A 15,225-nucleotide genomic window follows, 5' to 3' on the forward strand; every position below is an offset into this window, starting at 1 on the left:
GCGGCAGTGCCGCCTGTGCGGCAGTGCCGCCTGTGCGGCAGTGCCGCCTGTGCGGCAGTGCCGCCCGTGCGGCAGTGCCACCGCGTGCCACCGCGTGCCGCCTCAGGCGCTGGCGGCCAGCGGCGGGGCGGCGGCGGGCGGCGTCGTCGCCGGCCGGGTCCGCGTCCGACCGGTCGTCCCCGGGGCCGTCGGCGCGGCCGGCTCGGGGGTCGCCGGGGGCAGGGCCGCACCCACCAGCCGGACCGGCCGGGGCGACCCGTCGCGCGGGGGAGTGGTCGCCCGGCGCCGGAACTCGGCCCGCACGGCGCGCGGCAGCCGCTCGTACGCCACCCGGGCCAGCGTCCGGTCCGCCACCTCGTACCCGTGCCGGGCCGAGCGCCACCGCAGCAGACCCCGCTCCACCAGGGCCCGCAGCACCGGCCGCAGCGACTCCGGGTCCAGGTCGAGCAGGTGGGCGAGCCGTTCGGCGGTGAACCCCGCACCGAACGCCGCACCGGCCATCACCACCGCCCGCCCGGTCCCGTCCAGCAGGTCGAGGCGGGCGGCGACCATCCGGCGGACCGCCTCCGGCACCGGCGGCTCGCCGTGCGCGGCGCCGTCGTCGCCCTCCTGCGCCGCATACGCTCGGGCGTAGCCGGGAAGCCCCGCGACCAGGGGCAGCAGCCGGGCCACCGTGGCCGTCTCGCCGAGCAGGTGGCGCAGCAACCGTCCGGTGTCCACCGTCCCCAGGGGCGGCACGGTCAGCCGGTGCCGCCGATCGGCCGGGCCGAGCGGAAGCAGGTCACCCCACTCCGGACGATGGGTGACCACGACGACCAGCGGCACCGCCCGCACGGTCGCCAGGGCGAAGAGCTCGTGCAGGAAACGACCCACCTCGGGGGCCGCCCGGTCCACGTCGTCCACCGCCACCACCAGCGGTGTCCGCCCGGCGAGGGCGAGCAGTGCCTCCCGCCACCGGGCCGCCGTACCGTCGTCGGTGTCGGCGCCCAGCAGCGTCCCGAGCGCGGCGACGGTGGCGGCCAGCCGCCCGGCCGGGACCGCCGGGGCGCAGGCGGCCAGCAGCGTGTGCCGTACCGCGGCCGGTCCGTCGCCGGTCCGGACCCCGGCGTGGTCGCCCACCAGCGCGGCCAGCGGCGCGGCCGGGACGTCCGGGTACGGCGGGCACTGCGCACCGCACCAGCGCACCGGCACCCCGTCGACCTGTCGTACCGTCCGGGCCAGTTCCGCCAGCAGCCGACTGCGGCCGACGCCGGTCGGGCCGACCACCGAGACCCAGCGCGCCGTCCGCTCCCGCACCGCCCGGACCACCTGGTCCCGCAGGGCGGCCAGTTCCCGCCGCCGGCCGATGAACGGCGGCTCGCCCCCGGTCGCCCGGCTCGGGGCGGTGCCGGCGGCCCGCCAGACGGCGACCGGAGCCGGCTTGCCGGCCATCGAGGCGGGCGGCAGATCGCGGTAGTCGACCAGGTCGGCGGTGGCCCGCCGGGTGTCCGCGCAGACGATCACCGCGCCCCGGGGAGCGTGTTCCTGGAGCCGGGCGGCCAGGGTGACCACCGCGCCGCTCACCGCGCCGTGCCCGGCGTCGTGTGCCGCGGCCAGGCCCACCACCGCCTCGCCGGTGGCGACGCCGACCCGCAGCCGCACCACGGTCCCGCCGGCCAGGGGGTGCCCGTCCAGGACCCGTTGGATCTCCAGACCCGCGCGCACCGCCCGGTACGCGTCGAACCCGTCGGACTCGACGCCGCCGAACAGCGCCATGACGGCGTCACCGACGTACTTCTCCACCACTCCGTTCCACCGGCGCAGGACCGCCGCGACGGTGGCGAAGTACTCCCGTTGCAGGGTCCGGACGTCCTCCGGGTCGAGCCGGTCGACCAGCGCGGTCGAACCGACGATGTCGACGAAGAGGACGCTGACCGTGCGCCGCTCCTCGGGTACCGGCCAGTGCCGCGTCGCGGCCATCGCCGGAGCTGGCTGGGTGACTGTGCTGACGTGCATCGCGTTCACCTTTCCCCCGTGGTGCCGGACGACCCATCCGACCCTCGCACCACCGGACCGACGGCGGATCTGCCGAACGACGTATGTCGGCGACGCGCAACTTTCCGTCGCCATCTCGACGCGGGGAGTACCACACGGACGATTTACCCTTATGAACGCCCCGGTGGCTGCCATTAGGCTGCTTGCCATGGCCAGCGATGTGGACGCCACCCCGCTGGTCGGCCGTGCCGACACCGTCGCGATGGTGCGCGCCGCCCTGATCGACCGGGTTCCGCAGGGCCACACCGCCGCGGTCTTCGTCAACGGGGAGAGCGGGGTGGGCAAGAGTCGGCTGCTCGGTGAGGTGGCGGCGGGACTGCGCGCCGGGGGAGCGGTCGTGCTCACCGGAAGCTGCCTGGACATCGGCGACGCCTCCCCCCTGCACCCGCTGCTCCAGGCGCTGCGCCGGTTCGAGACCGAGGTGTCGCACGCCCGCACCTGCTCGGCGGTGCGCAACCTGCTCAACATGTTCGCCGACGAGACGCCCGGCCGGGAGGGCGCCGGCACCCTGCTGGAGCGGGTCTCCCGCGGGCTGCACCTGATCGCCCAGGGGCGTCCGTTGGTGCTCGTGCTCGACGACCTCCAGTGGGTCGACCGCAGCACCCGGCAGCTCCTGCTCTACCTGCTGGCCGGGCTCGGTGACATGCAGCTGTCGGTGCTCGCCGCGATCCGGGCCGAGGCGTTGCAGGGTGCCCACCCGCTGCGCCGGGTCCTCACCGAACTACGGCGACTGCGCTCGGTACGGGTGCTCGACCTGGCCCCGCTGGACCGCCTCGGGACCGACCAGCTGGCTACCGCGATCCTCGGCCGGCCCCTCGGGCCGGAGGCCGCCGAGCGGCTCTGGCGCCGCAGCGGCGGCAACCCGTTCGTGGTCGAGGAACTGGCCCGTGACCTGCGCGACGGGCGGGACGGGCTCTCCGACACCCTCCGGGAGATCTTCCTCGACCGGGTGGAGGCGCTGCCCCCGCACGCCCACGAGGCCGTCCAGGCGGTCGCCGTCGGGGTGGAGCCGGTGGAACACGAGCTGCTCGCCCGGGTCGTCCGGTTCCCGGAGGAGCAGCTGATCGAGGCGGTGCACGCGGCGATCGCGCACCGGCTGCTGGTCTGCACCGACAACGCGTACCACCTCCGGCACCGGCTGGTCGCCGAGGTGCTGGAGCACGAGTTGCTCCCGGCCGAGCGGGCCGCCCTGCACCGGCGCTACGCCGACGCGCTCGGCGCCGAACCGGCGCAGCTGCACCACGCCCGGTCGGCCCACCACTGGCGGCTGGCCGGCGAGCCGGTACGGGCGTTGCGGGCCGCGATGGCCGCGGCGGAGGAGGCCGAACGGCTGCACGGCTACGCCGAGGCGCACCGGCACTGGTCGCTCGCCCTCCAGGCGGCCACCGACACCGGCCTGGGCGTACCGGAGCGGGTGACCCTGCTGGAGCGGGCGGCGGAGGCCGCCCACCACTGCGGCGAGCACGCGCGGGCCCTGGCCCTGCTCGAGGAGCAGGCCACCCTGCTCGGCACGTCCACCTGCGCGCTGCGCATCCGGCGGGCGCGCTACCTCGCCCACGCGGGACGCACCGCCCCGGCCGAGGCGGAGTACCAGCAGGCCCTGGACGCCCCGGACTGCACCCCCGGCGAGCGGGCGACGGCCGCCGCGCACCTGGCCGAGCTGCTGCTGCACCTCGGCCGCTACGCCGAGGCCGGCCGCCGGGCCCGGGAGGCGCTGGCGCTGTCGGCGTCGGTCGAGGGAGCCGCCTCGGAGGCCGTGCTGGCCAGCGCCGCCCTCGGCTTCAGCGAGGCGTACCTGGAGGACCCGGACGCGGGCCTGCCGGTGATGCGGGAGGCACTGGCCACCGCCGAGCGGTCCGGCCGGCCGGAGGACGTCGCCCTCGCCTACCTGCACCTCGCCGAGCTGCTCACCGGTCCGCTCAACGTGATCGAGGAAGGCGTCGTGGTGGCCCGGCGGGGCGCCGAACGCGTCACCGAGCTGGGGCTGGGCCGGACGTTCGAAACCCGGCTGCTGGCCGTCGCCGCGAACGGGCTGTTCCGGGTGGGCCAGTGGGTCGAGGCGGAGAAGGTCATCGCCGACGCGCTGCGGCACCGCCCCTCCGGCGCCGACGCCGCCGAGCTGCTGCTCGCCCGGTGCCGGCTCTCGGTCGCGTACGGCGAGGTCGAGGCCGCCGACCGGGACCTGGAGGCGGTGGCCACCCTGCTCGCCGGCGGGGGCGCCCGGCACGTCCTGTCGCTGCTCACCCTCCGGGCCGGGCTGGCCATGTGGCAGGGGCGGCACGACGAGGCGCGGCAGGCGGTCGCCCGGGGGCTGACCGAGACCCGCTCCGACGACCTGGTCCTGCTGGCCACCCTCGCCTGGCACGGCCTGCGCGCGGAGGCCGAGCTGTACGCCAGCCGTACCGGCCGGGTGGACCTGACGGCGGTGCGCCGGCTGCGGGAGGTCACCAACCGGGTCCGCCGCACCAGCGTCCAGGCGGCCCGGCCGGTCCGCGACGTGGTCGACGCCTTCCTCGCCCTCTGCACCGCCGAGGTCGGTCGCCTCGACGGCCCCGGCGACCCGGCCCTCTGGGCCCGGGCGGCCGAGGTCTGGGACCGGCGCCGGCACCCGTACCCGGCCGCCTACTCCCGGCTGCGTCAGGCCGAGGCGCTGCTGGCCCGGCGCGGCCGGGACGCCACCGCGGCAGCCTTGCTGCGGGAGGCGTACGAGATGGCCCAGCGGCTGGGGGCCCGGCCGCTGGGCGAGGAGATCGCCGCGCTGGCGGCCCGCGCCCGGGTACCGGTGCCGGACGGGGCGACCGACCGGGCCGGCGACCGGGCCGCGAGCCCCGGGGGAGCCCACGACGAGCTGTCCGCTCTCACCCCGCGCGAGCGCGAGGTCCTGACGCTGGTGGCCGAGGGGTTGACCAACCGGGAGATCGGCCAGCGGCTGTTCATCAGCGAGCGCACCATCGGCGTGCACGTCTCGCACATCTTCGACAAGCTCCAGGTCCGGACCAGGGTCCAGGCCAGCGCGATCCACCTGCGCCACCGTCCGCGCTGACGCACTCCTCCGGTCGGCCGGCGGCACCGGGATACGTCGTTCTACTGATGTCCGCGCTGCGCCCCGCTGCCACGCTGTGCACCGGCGGCGACACGGGGCGCCGCGGACCACAGGGGAGGAAGACGTGACCGAACCGATCTGGGGACCCGTCCACCAGGACGTGGCGGATCTGCTCGCCGACCATCCCGCCGACGTGCCGGCGGTGGTCGACCACCTGACCAAGCTCCAGGACGTCCTGGTCCGTCTTCCCCCGTTACAGGAGAGCTGCCCGCTGGCGGACTTCAACGGGCTCTACCTCACCATCACCGAGCAGGTGCTGGAGCGGCTCTACGACGGCCGTTTCGCCGACCCGGCGTTCCTGTCCCGGTTGGACGTCGAGTTCGCCGCCCGCTACTTCGACGCGTTGCGGCTGTGGACGGAGTCCAGCCCGTACACGCCGCAGGCCTGGTCCTGCATCTTCGAGCGGATGCAGGGACCGGACGTACGGCCGCTGCCGGCCGCGGCGGCGGGGGTGAACGCGCACATCAACTTCGACCTTCCGTTCGCCCTGGTGACCACCTTCGACCACCTGGAGTCCGAGCCGGTGGACGGCGGCGACCAGCACCGGGACTACCTCCAGATCAACGAGATCTTCGCCGAGTCGATCCCGACGCTGCGCCGGGGCTACCTGGACCGCTGGCAGTTAATCATCGACACGCTCAACGGCGACCTGGACGACTGGTACCAGGGCGAACTGGTGGAGTACACCCGGGACGTAGCCTGGCGCAACGCCCAGCGGATCTGGCGGGTACGCCACGACACCCACGCCCGGGAGCAGGAGCGCACCCGCCTCGACGGCACCGCCGCCCGGCTCGGCCGGCTGCTGCTCTCGCCGCTGGGCGCGCTGCTCCAGTAGGACGGCGCGACACCTTCAGCCCATCCTCCTAGGATGCTTTAGGGAGCGTGTGCTCTCCTACGGGAATCGTGAGCCCCCGGTCCACTCCGGAATCCACTCCGGTGTGGACCGTGGGTGGCACCCCGGTCAAAGGCGATTCACCTTTGGCGGGTGCTTGTTTGGTTGATTACCGACACGAACACGACACACTGAAGTTCGTCAATTGACTGGCGGTTGGGGCGTGGATATCCTGGCGCAGCGATCATGATCTGCGTTCTCCACGGTTTCCCACACCCAGCGTCAGCACGGAAGGGATCACCATGAAGGATGTCGGCGTAGCCCGGCGACGGCGTTTGGTCGGATCGGTCGCGACAGCCGGTATGGCCGCCCTGTTCCTCTCGGCGACCGCGTCGCCGGCAGCGGCGGCGGAGGGTCAGATTCTCGGCACCGGCACCCCGGGTGCCATTCCGAACAGCTACATCGTGGTGCTCAAGGAGAGCAAGGCGGCTGACACGCGGGCAGTGACGCGTCAACTGGCTGCCGAGTTCGACGTGCGGGTGGAGTACACCTACTCGCATGCGGTGCGCGGGTTCGCGGGCACGATGAGCCCGGCCGACGCCCGCCGGCTCGCCGCCCAGCCGGAGGTGGCGTACGTCGAGCAGAACGCCGAGGTACGGACAGCCGCGACCCAGCCGAACCCGCCGTCCTGGGGCCTCGACCGGATCGACCAGCCGAACCTGCCGCTGGACAGCAGCTACACGTACCCGAACACGGCGGGCAACGTGCAGGCGTACGTGATCGACACGGGTATCCGGACCACGCACACGGACTTCGGCGGCCGGGCGGGCTGGGGCACCAACACCACCGGGGACGGCAACGACTCCGACTGCAACGGCCACGGTACGCACGTGGCGGGCACCATCGGCGGCGCGGCGTACGGTGTCGCCAAGGGAGTGTCACTGATCGCGGTCAAGGTGCTCGGCTGCACGGGTTCGGGCAGTTGGGCGGGGGTGACCGCCGGGGTGGACTGGGTGACCGCCCACCACGCCCCCGGGGTGCCGGCGGTGGCGAACATGAGTCTCGGCGGCACCGGTAGCAACGCCACGTTGGAGAACGCGGTCCGCAACTCGATCGCCGACGGTGTCGTCTACGCGCTCGCCTCGGGCAACAACAACAGCGACGCCTGCAACTTCACCCCGGCCCGGGTGGCCGAGGCGATCACGGTCAACGCCAGCACCAGCGCCGACGCGCGTGCGTCGTTCTCCAACTGGGGCACCTGTACCGACATCTTCGCCCCCGGCGAGGGCATCACCTCGGCCTGGCACACCGGCGACACCGCCACCAACACCATCAGCGGCACCTCGATGGCCGCCCCGCACGTGGCCGGCGCCGCCGCGCTGGTGCTCGGCGCCAACCCGGGCCTGAGCCCGGCCCAGGTCGCCGACACCCTCTACGCCAACGCCACCCCGAACAAGATCACCAACCCGGGCGCGGGCTCGCCGAACCGGCTGCTCCACGTTCCCTCCGGCACCAGCACTCCCGGTACGGCCAACCTCTACCGGCACTGGAACGGCCGCGACCACATCAGCAGCACCAGCGTCTCGCTCAGCGGCTACACGAACGAGTACGCCCTCGGGAAGCTGCACACCACCCCCGCCGCCGGCACGAAGCCGATCTACCAGTGCATCGTCAGCGGCTGGGACCGGATGACCTCCAGTGCCTCGAACTGCGAGGGCCAGGCTTCCGCCGGCATTATCGGCTACGTGTACACGTCGCCGCCGGCCGAGCCGCACCGGGCGTTCCACCGGTGCCGGATGAGCTCCGGCGACCACTTCGACTCGGCCGCCAGCAACTGTGAGGGCCAGATCTACGAACACCTGATCGGTTACCTGCTCCTCTGACCCTGACCGGTTCCGTTCCGACTCGTCCGACGGGGTCGTGGTGCGCGAGCACCGCGGCCCCGTCCCGCGCAACGGTGCAAGCCGCCGGCGACAGCACTGGCGGCCCCAAAGCAGCTGATCGAGAACTAGTATCCGATGCCGTGACGGAGATCATCGAGAGGGTCCTCATCGACGGCGACGCCGAGCAGGTGGACGGGTACCTCGGCAACACCAGGAACACCGCTGTGATCGACTGGCGGGCGGACGACACCGAAGTCGTCTGGGACTTCGGCCGATTCCTCGACAAGGGCGACAAACTGGGATCGGAGCACACCGACGATGGGCTCACCATCACCTACAACGGGATCTCCCACCACGTGACGCTGCCGGGGACGTTGGCCAACCGGTACGAGACGATCCGTGCCGTCATCCGGATCCTCGCTCCGAAGTACGACGCGCGGCTCGTCCGCGACTCGTACTACTCGGACACCCACGTGTTCCTGGTACGCCGTGCGGCCTGGTGGGCCGAGTTGGACCGCCACCACCCGGAGCGCGCGGCCGAGCTGTTCCAGCCGGTGACGGCGGAGCTGGACTTTCCCTAGGCAGCGTCTTCGAGGTTCACACCCATCGCAGTAGCGCGCCGATGGTGATGGTGGCCTGGTACGAGGTAGCGGTCTTGTCGTAGCGGGTGGCCGGCCACCGCAGCTGCCCCGCCGGCGGCCGGCCTGCTGGTCAGCGCGTTCGGGGATCGTGTGCCCGATACCGCGTCGGCGACGCTCGGCCCGGATCGCTCGGGAGCTGTAGCCCATGTCAGCGATGACGTGGTCCGGGCGAGCGAACGTCCCGTCGAGTGCCCACCTATCGACTACCGCGGTGTTGCGACGAGGCACATCGAGCTTTCTTCGCGGCTGGTGCATCCGATTGGCCCGTCCCGTCGGGGGAGTGGGACGGATGAGCGCCTTGCCCGACGTCGAGCCCGTTTCGTGGTGTTCGACAGGATCCTCGGGGCGATGATGACGGTGCTGGGTACCGTGACGTTCCTCGTCGGAGGGTACCTGCTGCTCGCCTGAACGGACGCTGTCTGCGCGGTAGGCCCTACCTGCTGGCCGGGGGGCATCGTTGAGCACGGAAGCACGTGAGATCGCGGACGGATGCCGCTCCGCCGACAGTTGCCCCAGCCTGATCTCCGGGGAGCGGCACTTCCTCGGCTCCTTCACCGTCAATTGCGGCACCGTCGTCATCGGCGTGGCGGCCTCGTACGACGGGCCGATCCTGCGGGCGGCGTTCATGCTCTCCTTCCTGTCCGGTCTCCTGGCGACGGTACGGGTGAACAGCGCTTACCGGCGGGTGTACACGGACGTGGGCCTCGAACCGCGGCCGCCTCAAGCGGTCCGAATGTGGTTGTTGTTCTACCTGCACAGGGACATGGCGACACCGCGATCGCGATGGAGGATGCCCCGGCGGGGCGACGGTGTGACCTGACCTGAACGAGGACGGCGTCCACGACCTCCCGAGGGGCTCTCGCCTGCGCGATCCTCCCGGTCTGGTTGTGCTGGCGATGGTGGTCGATGATGTCGATATGCGTTCGCGACGCTGGGTGATCGTCGGGGTGGGTGGGGCGGTCGCTGCCGGGCTGGTGGTGGCTGCGGTGCTGTTCGGGTTGCAGGGGGTGGAGGTGGCCGGGTGGCTGGCCGGTGTCGCCAGCCTGGTGGTCGCGGTCACGGCGGTCCTGCTGGCCCCGTCGGGAGCGTCGACGCCGACGCCGGCTGCGTCGGCTCCGGACGTGGCGACGCTGCCACCGGCTGGGCCGAGGTCGGTCGTCGTGACGGGTGACGTCACCGGAATCGTCTCGACCGGCGACAGCACGACGAACACCCAGCACCGGTGAGCTGGTGGTCCCGACGCGGGCGGTCGACGCCCGGGCACGCCCGACCGGCGACGCCCGAGCCGGCGGGCGACACCGTCGAGTCGGGCGGGTCGCGGGCGACCACGGCCGGCAGCATCTCCGGTATCGCGTCCACGGGTGACCATGCGACCAACACCCAGCATGTCACCGTGGTGTCGGCGGAGGCGCTGGTCGCGCCGGAGGCGGTGCCGGCCCCGGCCGGGCTGGTGAACCTGCCGGCGCGACTGCGGCTCTTCGTCGGTCGTGCGGACGCGCTGGACTGGCTGGACGGGGCCGTCGAGGATCCTGGGGCGGTGGTCGTTCAGGCGGTCCACGGACCGGCCGGGATCGGCAAGAGCGCAGTGGTGGCCCGGTGGGCGGCGGCCCGCCGCGAGGACCACCGCCCTGTCTGGTGGATCACCGCCGACAGCCCCGCCGCCCTCGACGCCGGCCTGGTCGCGCTGGCCGTCGCGCTACAGGCGGGCCTCGGCGCGGTCTTGCCGCCCCGGGCACTGCGGGAGTGGGCGGTACGGTGGCTGGCCTGCCACGACGGGTGGCTGCTGATCCTCGACGACGTCACCGACCCGCACCACCTCAGCGAGCTGCTGGCCAGGTTGCCCCGAGGACTGATCGTGTTGACCAGCCGCCACGGCACCGGCTGGCCCGACATCGTGACCCCGCTGCGCCTGGACGTCCTCGAACCACACCAGGCGGTCGAGCTGCTCACCGGGATCGTCACCCGGGGCGGGGCCGTCATCGATCCCGCCGACGCCGCCGCAGTCTGCGCCGAGGTGGGGGGCCTGCCGTCGGCGGTGGCCCAGGCCGGTGCCCACCTGGCCCGAACCGGGATCACCGGCAGGGAGTACCTCCGTCTCCTGGCCCAGGACTCTGTCCGTGCCGGCCGCAACGGTGGGGAGCCGGCCGCCGCTCGCGGTCGCGACCTGCCGCCGGAGCCGGGGGAGGGACGGCCCGAAACCACCTTGCCGGTGAACACCGGCGAGCGGTCCTCGCCCGCAGGGGAGACACCGCCGCCGGAGGAGGTACCACCTGCGGAGACACCAGCCGCGCCGGTCGCCTCGGCGATGCTCACCGCGTCACCCGTCGACCGCCTGCCGGAAGCGCTCCGGCGCGGCCTGACCCGCCGCAACGCCATCGTCGGCGCCGGTGCCCTGGGCGCCGGTGCCCTGACGTGGAGGCTCGCCGGTGCCCCGGGGCTCGGTGGGCGCCCGAAACGGCCGGCCCCGAAGCGGCGTTGGAGGGTTTCGCTGGGGCTGGAGCAACTCGTGACCCTTTTCGTCACGGACGGACTGGCCTACGTGACGGGTACCTCCAAGGTGTCCGACGTGCTGTCCAGCGCCGCGATCGTCGCCTTGGACCCGGCCACCGGCGCCCAGCGGTGGACCTTTCCCACGGGGGACAACGCCGACTCCGTCGTCATCGACGGCGGGGTGGTGTACGCGAAGGTCGACGACGGCACGACCACCTACGTCCACGCGCTCGACGCGGCCAGCGGTCAGCGGCGCTGGTCCTACCAGATCGTCGACGACACGGTGGACTTCGTCGGCGTCAGCGACGGAACCGTCCGCCTGGTGGTGGGGGGCGAGGACCAGCGCCTGCACTCGCTGGACGCCAAGGGGAAGCTGACCCGGACGGCTCCGCTGCCACCGAACCAGGGATCCTTCTTCCTGTCGCACGGCGTGCTGTACTCCAGCAGTTTCCGGGATGACGAGGACGACGTCCCTCCCTACGCCGTCGCCACCGACGCGACGACGGGGCGCCAGCTGTGGCGGATCGCGGGCGCGGGCAGATACATCGGGGCGCTTCGGTCGGACGGCGATGTCACCTTCGGGTATTCGGCGGTCAAGAGCCGCCACACCACCCTGCTGGCCTGGGACGCGCGCACCGGACAGCAGCGCTGGAGCCTTCCGCTCCTCGTCGACGTCGATCCGCTGCACCTCGGCGGTGGTCTCCTGTACCTGTTCACCGCAGACGGTCGTGGCCCTGCCGGCTACCTCTACGTCGTCGATGTCGCTGCGGGCACGGTGAAGTGGCGGGCACGGGCCGCCGGGGCCGAACTCTTCTCCGCCCTCTCGGTGGTGTTCGCCGACCAGACCGTCTTCTTCGCCGGCGACGCCGTCTACGCCTTCGACGTCGCGACGGGGGCCCGGCGCTGGCGTACCGAATCCCTGGACATCCGCTACGCCTCGCACCTGCTCCTGAAATCCGGGAAGCTGCTTGTCACGGTCGCCCCCAACGCGACGGACATCCCGACGAAGCTGTACGCCCTGGACGCCGCGACGGGCGAGGTCGTCTGGGAGTATCCGATCACCGCCAAGAACAGCGCGCCGGCCCCGGCCGTCGCCGGTCCGCTCGTCCTCGTCCCGGACGGGGACGGCATCTGCGCGCTCGAGGCCTGACCACCGCCTCCGCGCCGGAGGTGGGTCAGCGAACTCCGCGCCGTCCGCGACGATGATCCGGTACGGCGCCGCCGCGCCTGCCAGCTCGGTTCTCGGGGGTGGGGCTCAGCAGCTCGTCCGTTTCCGGTCCCGAGCACGGCTCGTTCTCGCCCGGCGGCTGGAGCACGTACGAACCCACCCCATGCCCCAGCTCAGGCGGGCGGCGCCCGGCCGCTCCACCGCGAAGGTGTCTCGACCGGAACGCCGCCTGGTCACGCGCTGGTAGATCAACGTAGCTGACGCCCACCGGGCCGGAGCCCGGGGAATGGCTACCTGGACGGCTGGGGCAGTTCGCAGTCGACCTTCGGGTTGGCGCCCACGTAGTTGAGCGGTCCGGCCACGATGGTGACCAGGATCGTGCCGGCCTCGGCGCAGTTGGTGTCTTCACCCTTGAAGTAGCCGCGCTGACCTGCGGCAATCGCGCCGATGACGAGCCAGATGACCAAGAGAACTCCGAATATCGACGGGCCACGCCGCATGGCTGCCTCCCTGGTAACGGTGGGTCGAGTGAGGCGGGTTGTACCCAGACGCGGTGAACGGCTAACCGCGTCCGGGCGCGGCCCGGCGAATTCGGCGGAGTGGTAGCGGATCAGGCGGTGGGGGCGGGGAAGACCCGGTTGGCCTCGGCGGGGGCGTCGGCGAGGATCCGGGCCTGCTGCGGCCAGCTCGCCAGGCCCGGGGCGGAACGCAGCCCGGCACCCTTGATCACCTCGCGCAGCCCCGCCTCGTCCCGTTCGGCCAGTTGCCGGTAGGTGCGGATGCCGGCGGCCTGGAGGGCGGCGGCGATCTTCGGCCCGATGCCCTGGATCCGCCGGAAGTCGTCATCGGGGGCGTCGTCACCGGCGCGCGGGGCAGGCAGCGCGGTGCCGTGCTCTCCGGTGGTGTCCGACGCGGTCGGGGCGGACACCACCGTCGGCGCGACCGGCGGGATCTGGTCGTCCTCGGTCGCGGACGACCCCGCCGTGGGCTCGGTCGGTGCGGTCACCGCCGGCTCCACTGCCTCGGCCACGGCCGGTTCGGTCACCGCCGGCTCTGCTGGCTCGGCCACGGCCGGTTCGGTCACCGCCGGCTCTGCTGCCTCGGCCACGACCGTCTGGTTCCGCCCTGGCGTATCGCCCGTCGGCTCGGCTGCGGTCGGTTCCTCGGTGGTCGACCCGGCCGGGCCGGGCTCGTCGACCGGCGCGGGCGTGGCCGCCTCGGTCACGGTCGGCCGGGCCTGGGCGGCCTCGGCCACCGGCGCGGGCAGGGGCCGGGTGCCCGCGACGAGCGGCTCGGTCCCGGGGGTCACCGGCGCGGAGTCCTCGTCGACGAGGGCGGACTGCGGGGTCACCGGTTCGGTCTGCGTGTCCTCGGCTCCGAGGGGCGTGCCCGTCGGCTCGGTCGGCGCGGCCGTCGGCTCCGGCTGGGCGTCCACCGGCTCGGACTGGGCGGTCACCGTCTCGGGCTGGGCGTCGACCGGCTCCGGCTGGGCGGTCGTCGGCTCCGGCTGCGCGTCGACGGGCTCCTCACCGGCGAGGCTCCGCGCCTCCGCGTCGTAGCCGGCTGGGGCCGGGACCGGGCGGGCCGGGGCGGGATCCGTGGTGACGGGAAGGTCCGGCGTGTGGTCGGACCGGTCGGGCGCTGCGGACACGTCGGCCGGCTCCGGGCTGCCGACGGAGTCCGTCGGGCCGGCGTCCGTTGCCGCCGTCGGTGCGTCGCCCGGCGTCGTCGGTCCGGCGGTACCGCCCGTCGCCGGGGCGACCGGGGCGATCGGCGGGGTGGCGTGGGTGGCGGCGGTCGGGCGGTCCGGTCGGGTGGGGACCGGGTCCACCCCGGACGTCGGGCGGCCGGTGACCCGCCGGCCGCGTACCGCCCAACCGGCGGCTGCGCCGCCCACCACCGCCAGGATGAGTAACAACGAGTGTCCGAACGTCCACGCCACGGCGTACCTCCCAGTGCGTACGGCGAAAGTGCGAGAAAAGTCCGCCGCAGCTTCGCATACGCGTGTTAACCGGCCTCAGCCTGGCCGGGAGGATACCGTCGACCGCCGGCCGGGCCGGGCGGCTCGGGCCGGGGGGCGACAGGGGTGCCGGGCGCGGCGTCGCACACGGTGACGGCGGTGTCGGGGCCTCGACGAGCAGGTGCCGGCACCACCGTGGAGAGAGGGCTCGGTCCTCCGCGCCCCGTCAGCGAACTGTCAGACGGAGGTCGGTGGCGACGGCCCGGGTGCGGGACGGGTGGGTCGCCGAGGGCCGGGTGGTGCCGCGGGGCGGCGGCGGATCGGGGCGAGGGTGTCGTCGAGCAGGGCGCACATCGCCGCCGAGGGTTCCAGGTCCAGTTCCCGCAGGATCAGGTCGCGGTAGACGTAGAAGGCGTGCAGGGCCTCGAAGGCGTTGCCCTCGGCGAGGTGGATCTGCACCACGAGCCGGTGCGGGGTCTCCCGCAGCGGCTCGGCGGCCATCGCCTCCAGGGCGGCCTGGAGGGCCTCACCGTGCCGACCGGCCTGGAGATGGGTGCGGGCGACCTGTTCCAGCATGTGCAGGCGGAGCTGGCGCAGGCGCTCGCGTTCCAGCAGCACCCAGTCGTCGTACCAGCCGGGGAGCAGGTCGTGCCGCCCGTCGGCGAGCGCGACGGCGGCACCGCTCGGGTCGCCGCCGTCACCGACCCGGGCGGCGGTGCGTACCAGCTCGTCCACGTCGAGGTGGACGGTCGGGGCGAGTCGTACGGTGTCGCCGGTGGTCAGCATCGGACACCAGGGGTCCTGGCGCAGCCGCCACAGGGCGGTGCGCAGCGAGGACAAGGCGCGTTCCTCGGAGGCGTCGGGCCAGAGCAGGCCGGCGAGGTGGCTGCGGGTGGCGCCGGGGCGCAGCCCGATCAGCGCGATGATCCGTTGTAGTCCTCGGGGGACGACCACCGGCCGGTTGTCGTGCAGCAGGCGGAAGCCACCGAGCAGCAGCAGACGGGTCCGGGGGGTGGTCGTCGGCTCGTCAGCGGCCACGGCCGCACCCCCCTCGTCCCGTCGTCCACGGTGCCCGCCGGCTGCCCGCGACGGCGGTGTCCGGTCGTGGGCCGGG

At 73.5% G+C, this 15,225-nt stretch carries 10 protein-coding genes; 6 read left to right on the top strand and 4 right to left on the bottom strand.

Annotation, left to right across the window (positions count from 1 at the left end; translation table 11 throughout):
• Positions 1-102: 102 nt before the first annotated feature.
• On the bottom strand, positions 103-1,995 hold the full coding sequence (locus AB0F58_RS21205; RefSeq protein WP_357145409.1) for an adenylate/guanylate cyclase domain-containing protein: 1,893 nt from the start codon (positions 1,993-1,995) through the stop codon (positions 103-105).
• Between the two features lie 187 nt (positions 1,996-2,182).
• On the opposite strand from AB0F58_RS21205, the gene AB0F58_RS21210 reads away from it, so the two are divergent.
• The 6 genes from AB0F58_RS21210 to AB0F58_RS21235 all read left to right on the top strand — a co-directional run bounded on the left by AB0F58_RS21210 (position 2,183) and on the right by AB0F58_RS21235 (position 12,133).
• The gene (locus AB0F58_RS21210; protein WP_357145412.1) at positions 2,183-5,077 is read left to right on the top strand and encodes an AAA family ATPase; all 2,895 of its coding nucleotides are present in this window, start codon (positions 2,183-2,185) and stop codon (positions 5,075-5,077) included.
• Positions 5,078-5,201: 124 nt separating this feature from the next.
• Positions 5,202-5,972 carry a DUF5995 family protein gene (locus AB0F58_RS21215; protein ID WP_357145415.1) on the top strand — a complete coding sequence of 257 codons (771 nt, stop codon included), beginning with the start codon at positions 5,202-5,204 and terminating at the stop codon, positions 5,970-5,972.
• A 359-nt stretch (positions 5,973-6,331) separates the two neighbouring features.
• Entirely contained in the window at positions 6,332-7,852 is a 1,521-nt protein-coding gene (locus AB0F58_RS21220) for a S8 family peptidase (RefSeq protein WP_357145418.1), read from the top strand.
• A gap of 140 nt (positions 7,853-7,992) precedes the next feature.
• A complete protein-coding gene (locus tag AB0F58_RS21225; protein ID WP_357145421.1) occupies positions 7,993-8,433 on the top strand; it encodes a hypothetical protein in 441 nt (146 codons plus the stop codon).
• A 977-nt stretch (positions 8,434-9,410) separates the two neighbouring features.
• Positions 9,411-9,719 (top strand): hypothetical protein, encoded by a 309-nt coding sequence (locus tag AB0F58_RS21230; protein ID WP_357145424.1) that lies wholly within the window; start codon positions 9,411-9,413, stop codon positions 9,717-9,719.
• Complete coding sequence (locus AB0F58_RS21235; RefSeq protein ID WP_357145427.1) at positions 9,716-12,133, top strand: PQQ-binding-like beta-propeller repeat protein; 2,418 nt, start codon at positions 9,716-9,718, stop codon at positions 12,131-12,133. The genes AB0F58_RS21230 and AB0F58_RS21235 overlap by 4 nt, the downstream gene beginning before the upstream one ends.
• Positions 12,134-12,441: 308 nt before the next feature.
• On the opposite strand, the gene AB0F58_RS21240 is transcribed toward AB0F58_RS21235, so the two are convergent.
• From AB0F58_RS21240 to AB0F58_RS21250, 3 genes are all read right to left on the bottom strand, one after another.
• Positions 12,442-12,651, bottom strand: coding sequence for a hypothetical protein (locus AB0F58_RS21240; protein WP_357145430.1), 210 nt, complete (start codon positions 12,649-12,651; stop codon positions 12,442-12,444).
• Positions 12,652-12,761: 110 nt separating this feature from the next.
• The gene (locus AB0F58_RS21245; RefSeq protein ID WP_357145433.1) at positions 12,762-14,093 is read right to left on the bottom strand and encodes a hypothetical protein; all 1,332 of its coding nucleotides are present in this window, start codon (positions 14,091-14,093) and stop codon (positions 12,762-12,764) included.
• A 255-nt stretch (positions 14,094-14,348) separates the two neighbouring features.
• A complete protein-coding gene (locus AB0F58_RS21250) occupies positions 14,349-15,149 on the bottom strand; it encodes a bacterial transcriptional activator domain-containing protein (protein ID WP_357145436.1) in 801 nt (266 codons plus the stop codon).
• Positions 15,150-15,225: the final 76 nt, after the last annotated feature.

Origin of the sequence: Micromonospora sp. NPDC023956, assembly GCF_040639195.1 — a bacterium.
Lineage (GTDB): Bacteria > Actinomycetota > Actinomycetes > Mycobacteriales > Micromonosporaceae > Micromonospora.

Excerpts from the sequence above, each read along its gene's own strand:
- AB0F58_RS21205 (WP_357145409.1), bottom strand. The coding sequence starts at position 1,995 with ATGCACGTCAGCACAGTCACCCAGCCAGCTCCGGCGATGGCCGCGACG.
- AB0F58_RS21210 (WP_357145412.1), top strand. The coding sequence starts at position 2,183 with ATGGCCAGCGATGTGGACGCCACCCCGCTGGTCGGCCGTGCCGACACC.
- AB0F58_RS21220 (WP_357145418.1), top strand. The coding sequence starts at position 6,332 with ATGGCCGCCCTGTTCCTCTCGGCGACCGCGTCGCCGGCAGCGGCGGCG.
- AB0F58_RS21230 (WP_357145424.1), top strand. The coding sequence starts at position 9,411 with ATGCGTTCGCGACGCTGGGTGATCGTCGGGGTGGGTGGGGCGGTCGCT.
- AB0F58_RS21240 (WP_357145430.1), bottom strand. The coding sequence starts at position 12,651 with ATGCGGCGTGGCCCGTCGATATTCGGAGTTCTCTTGGTCATCTGGCTC.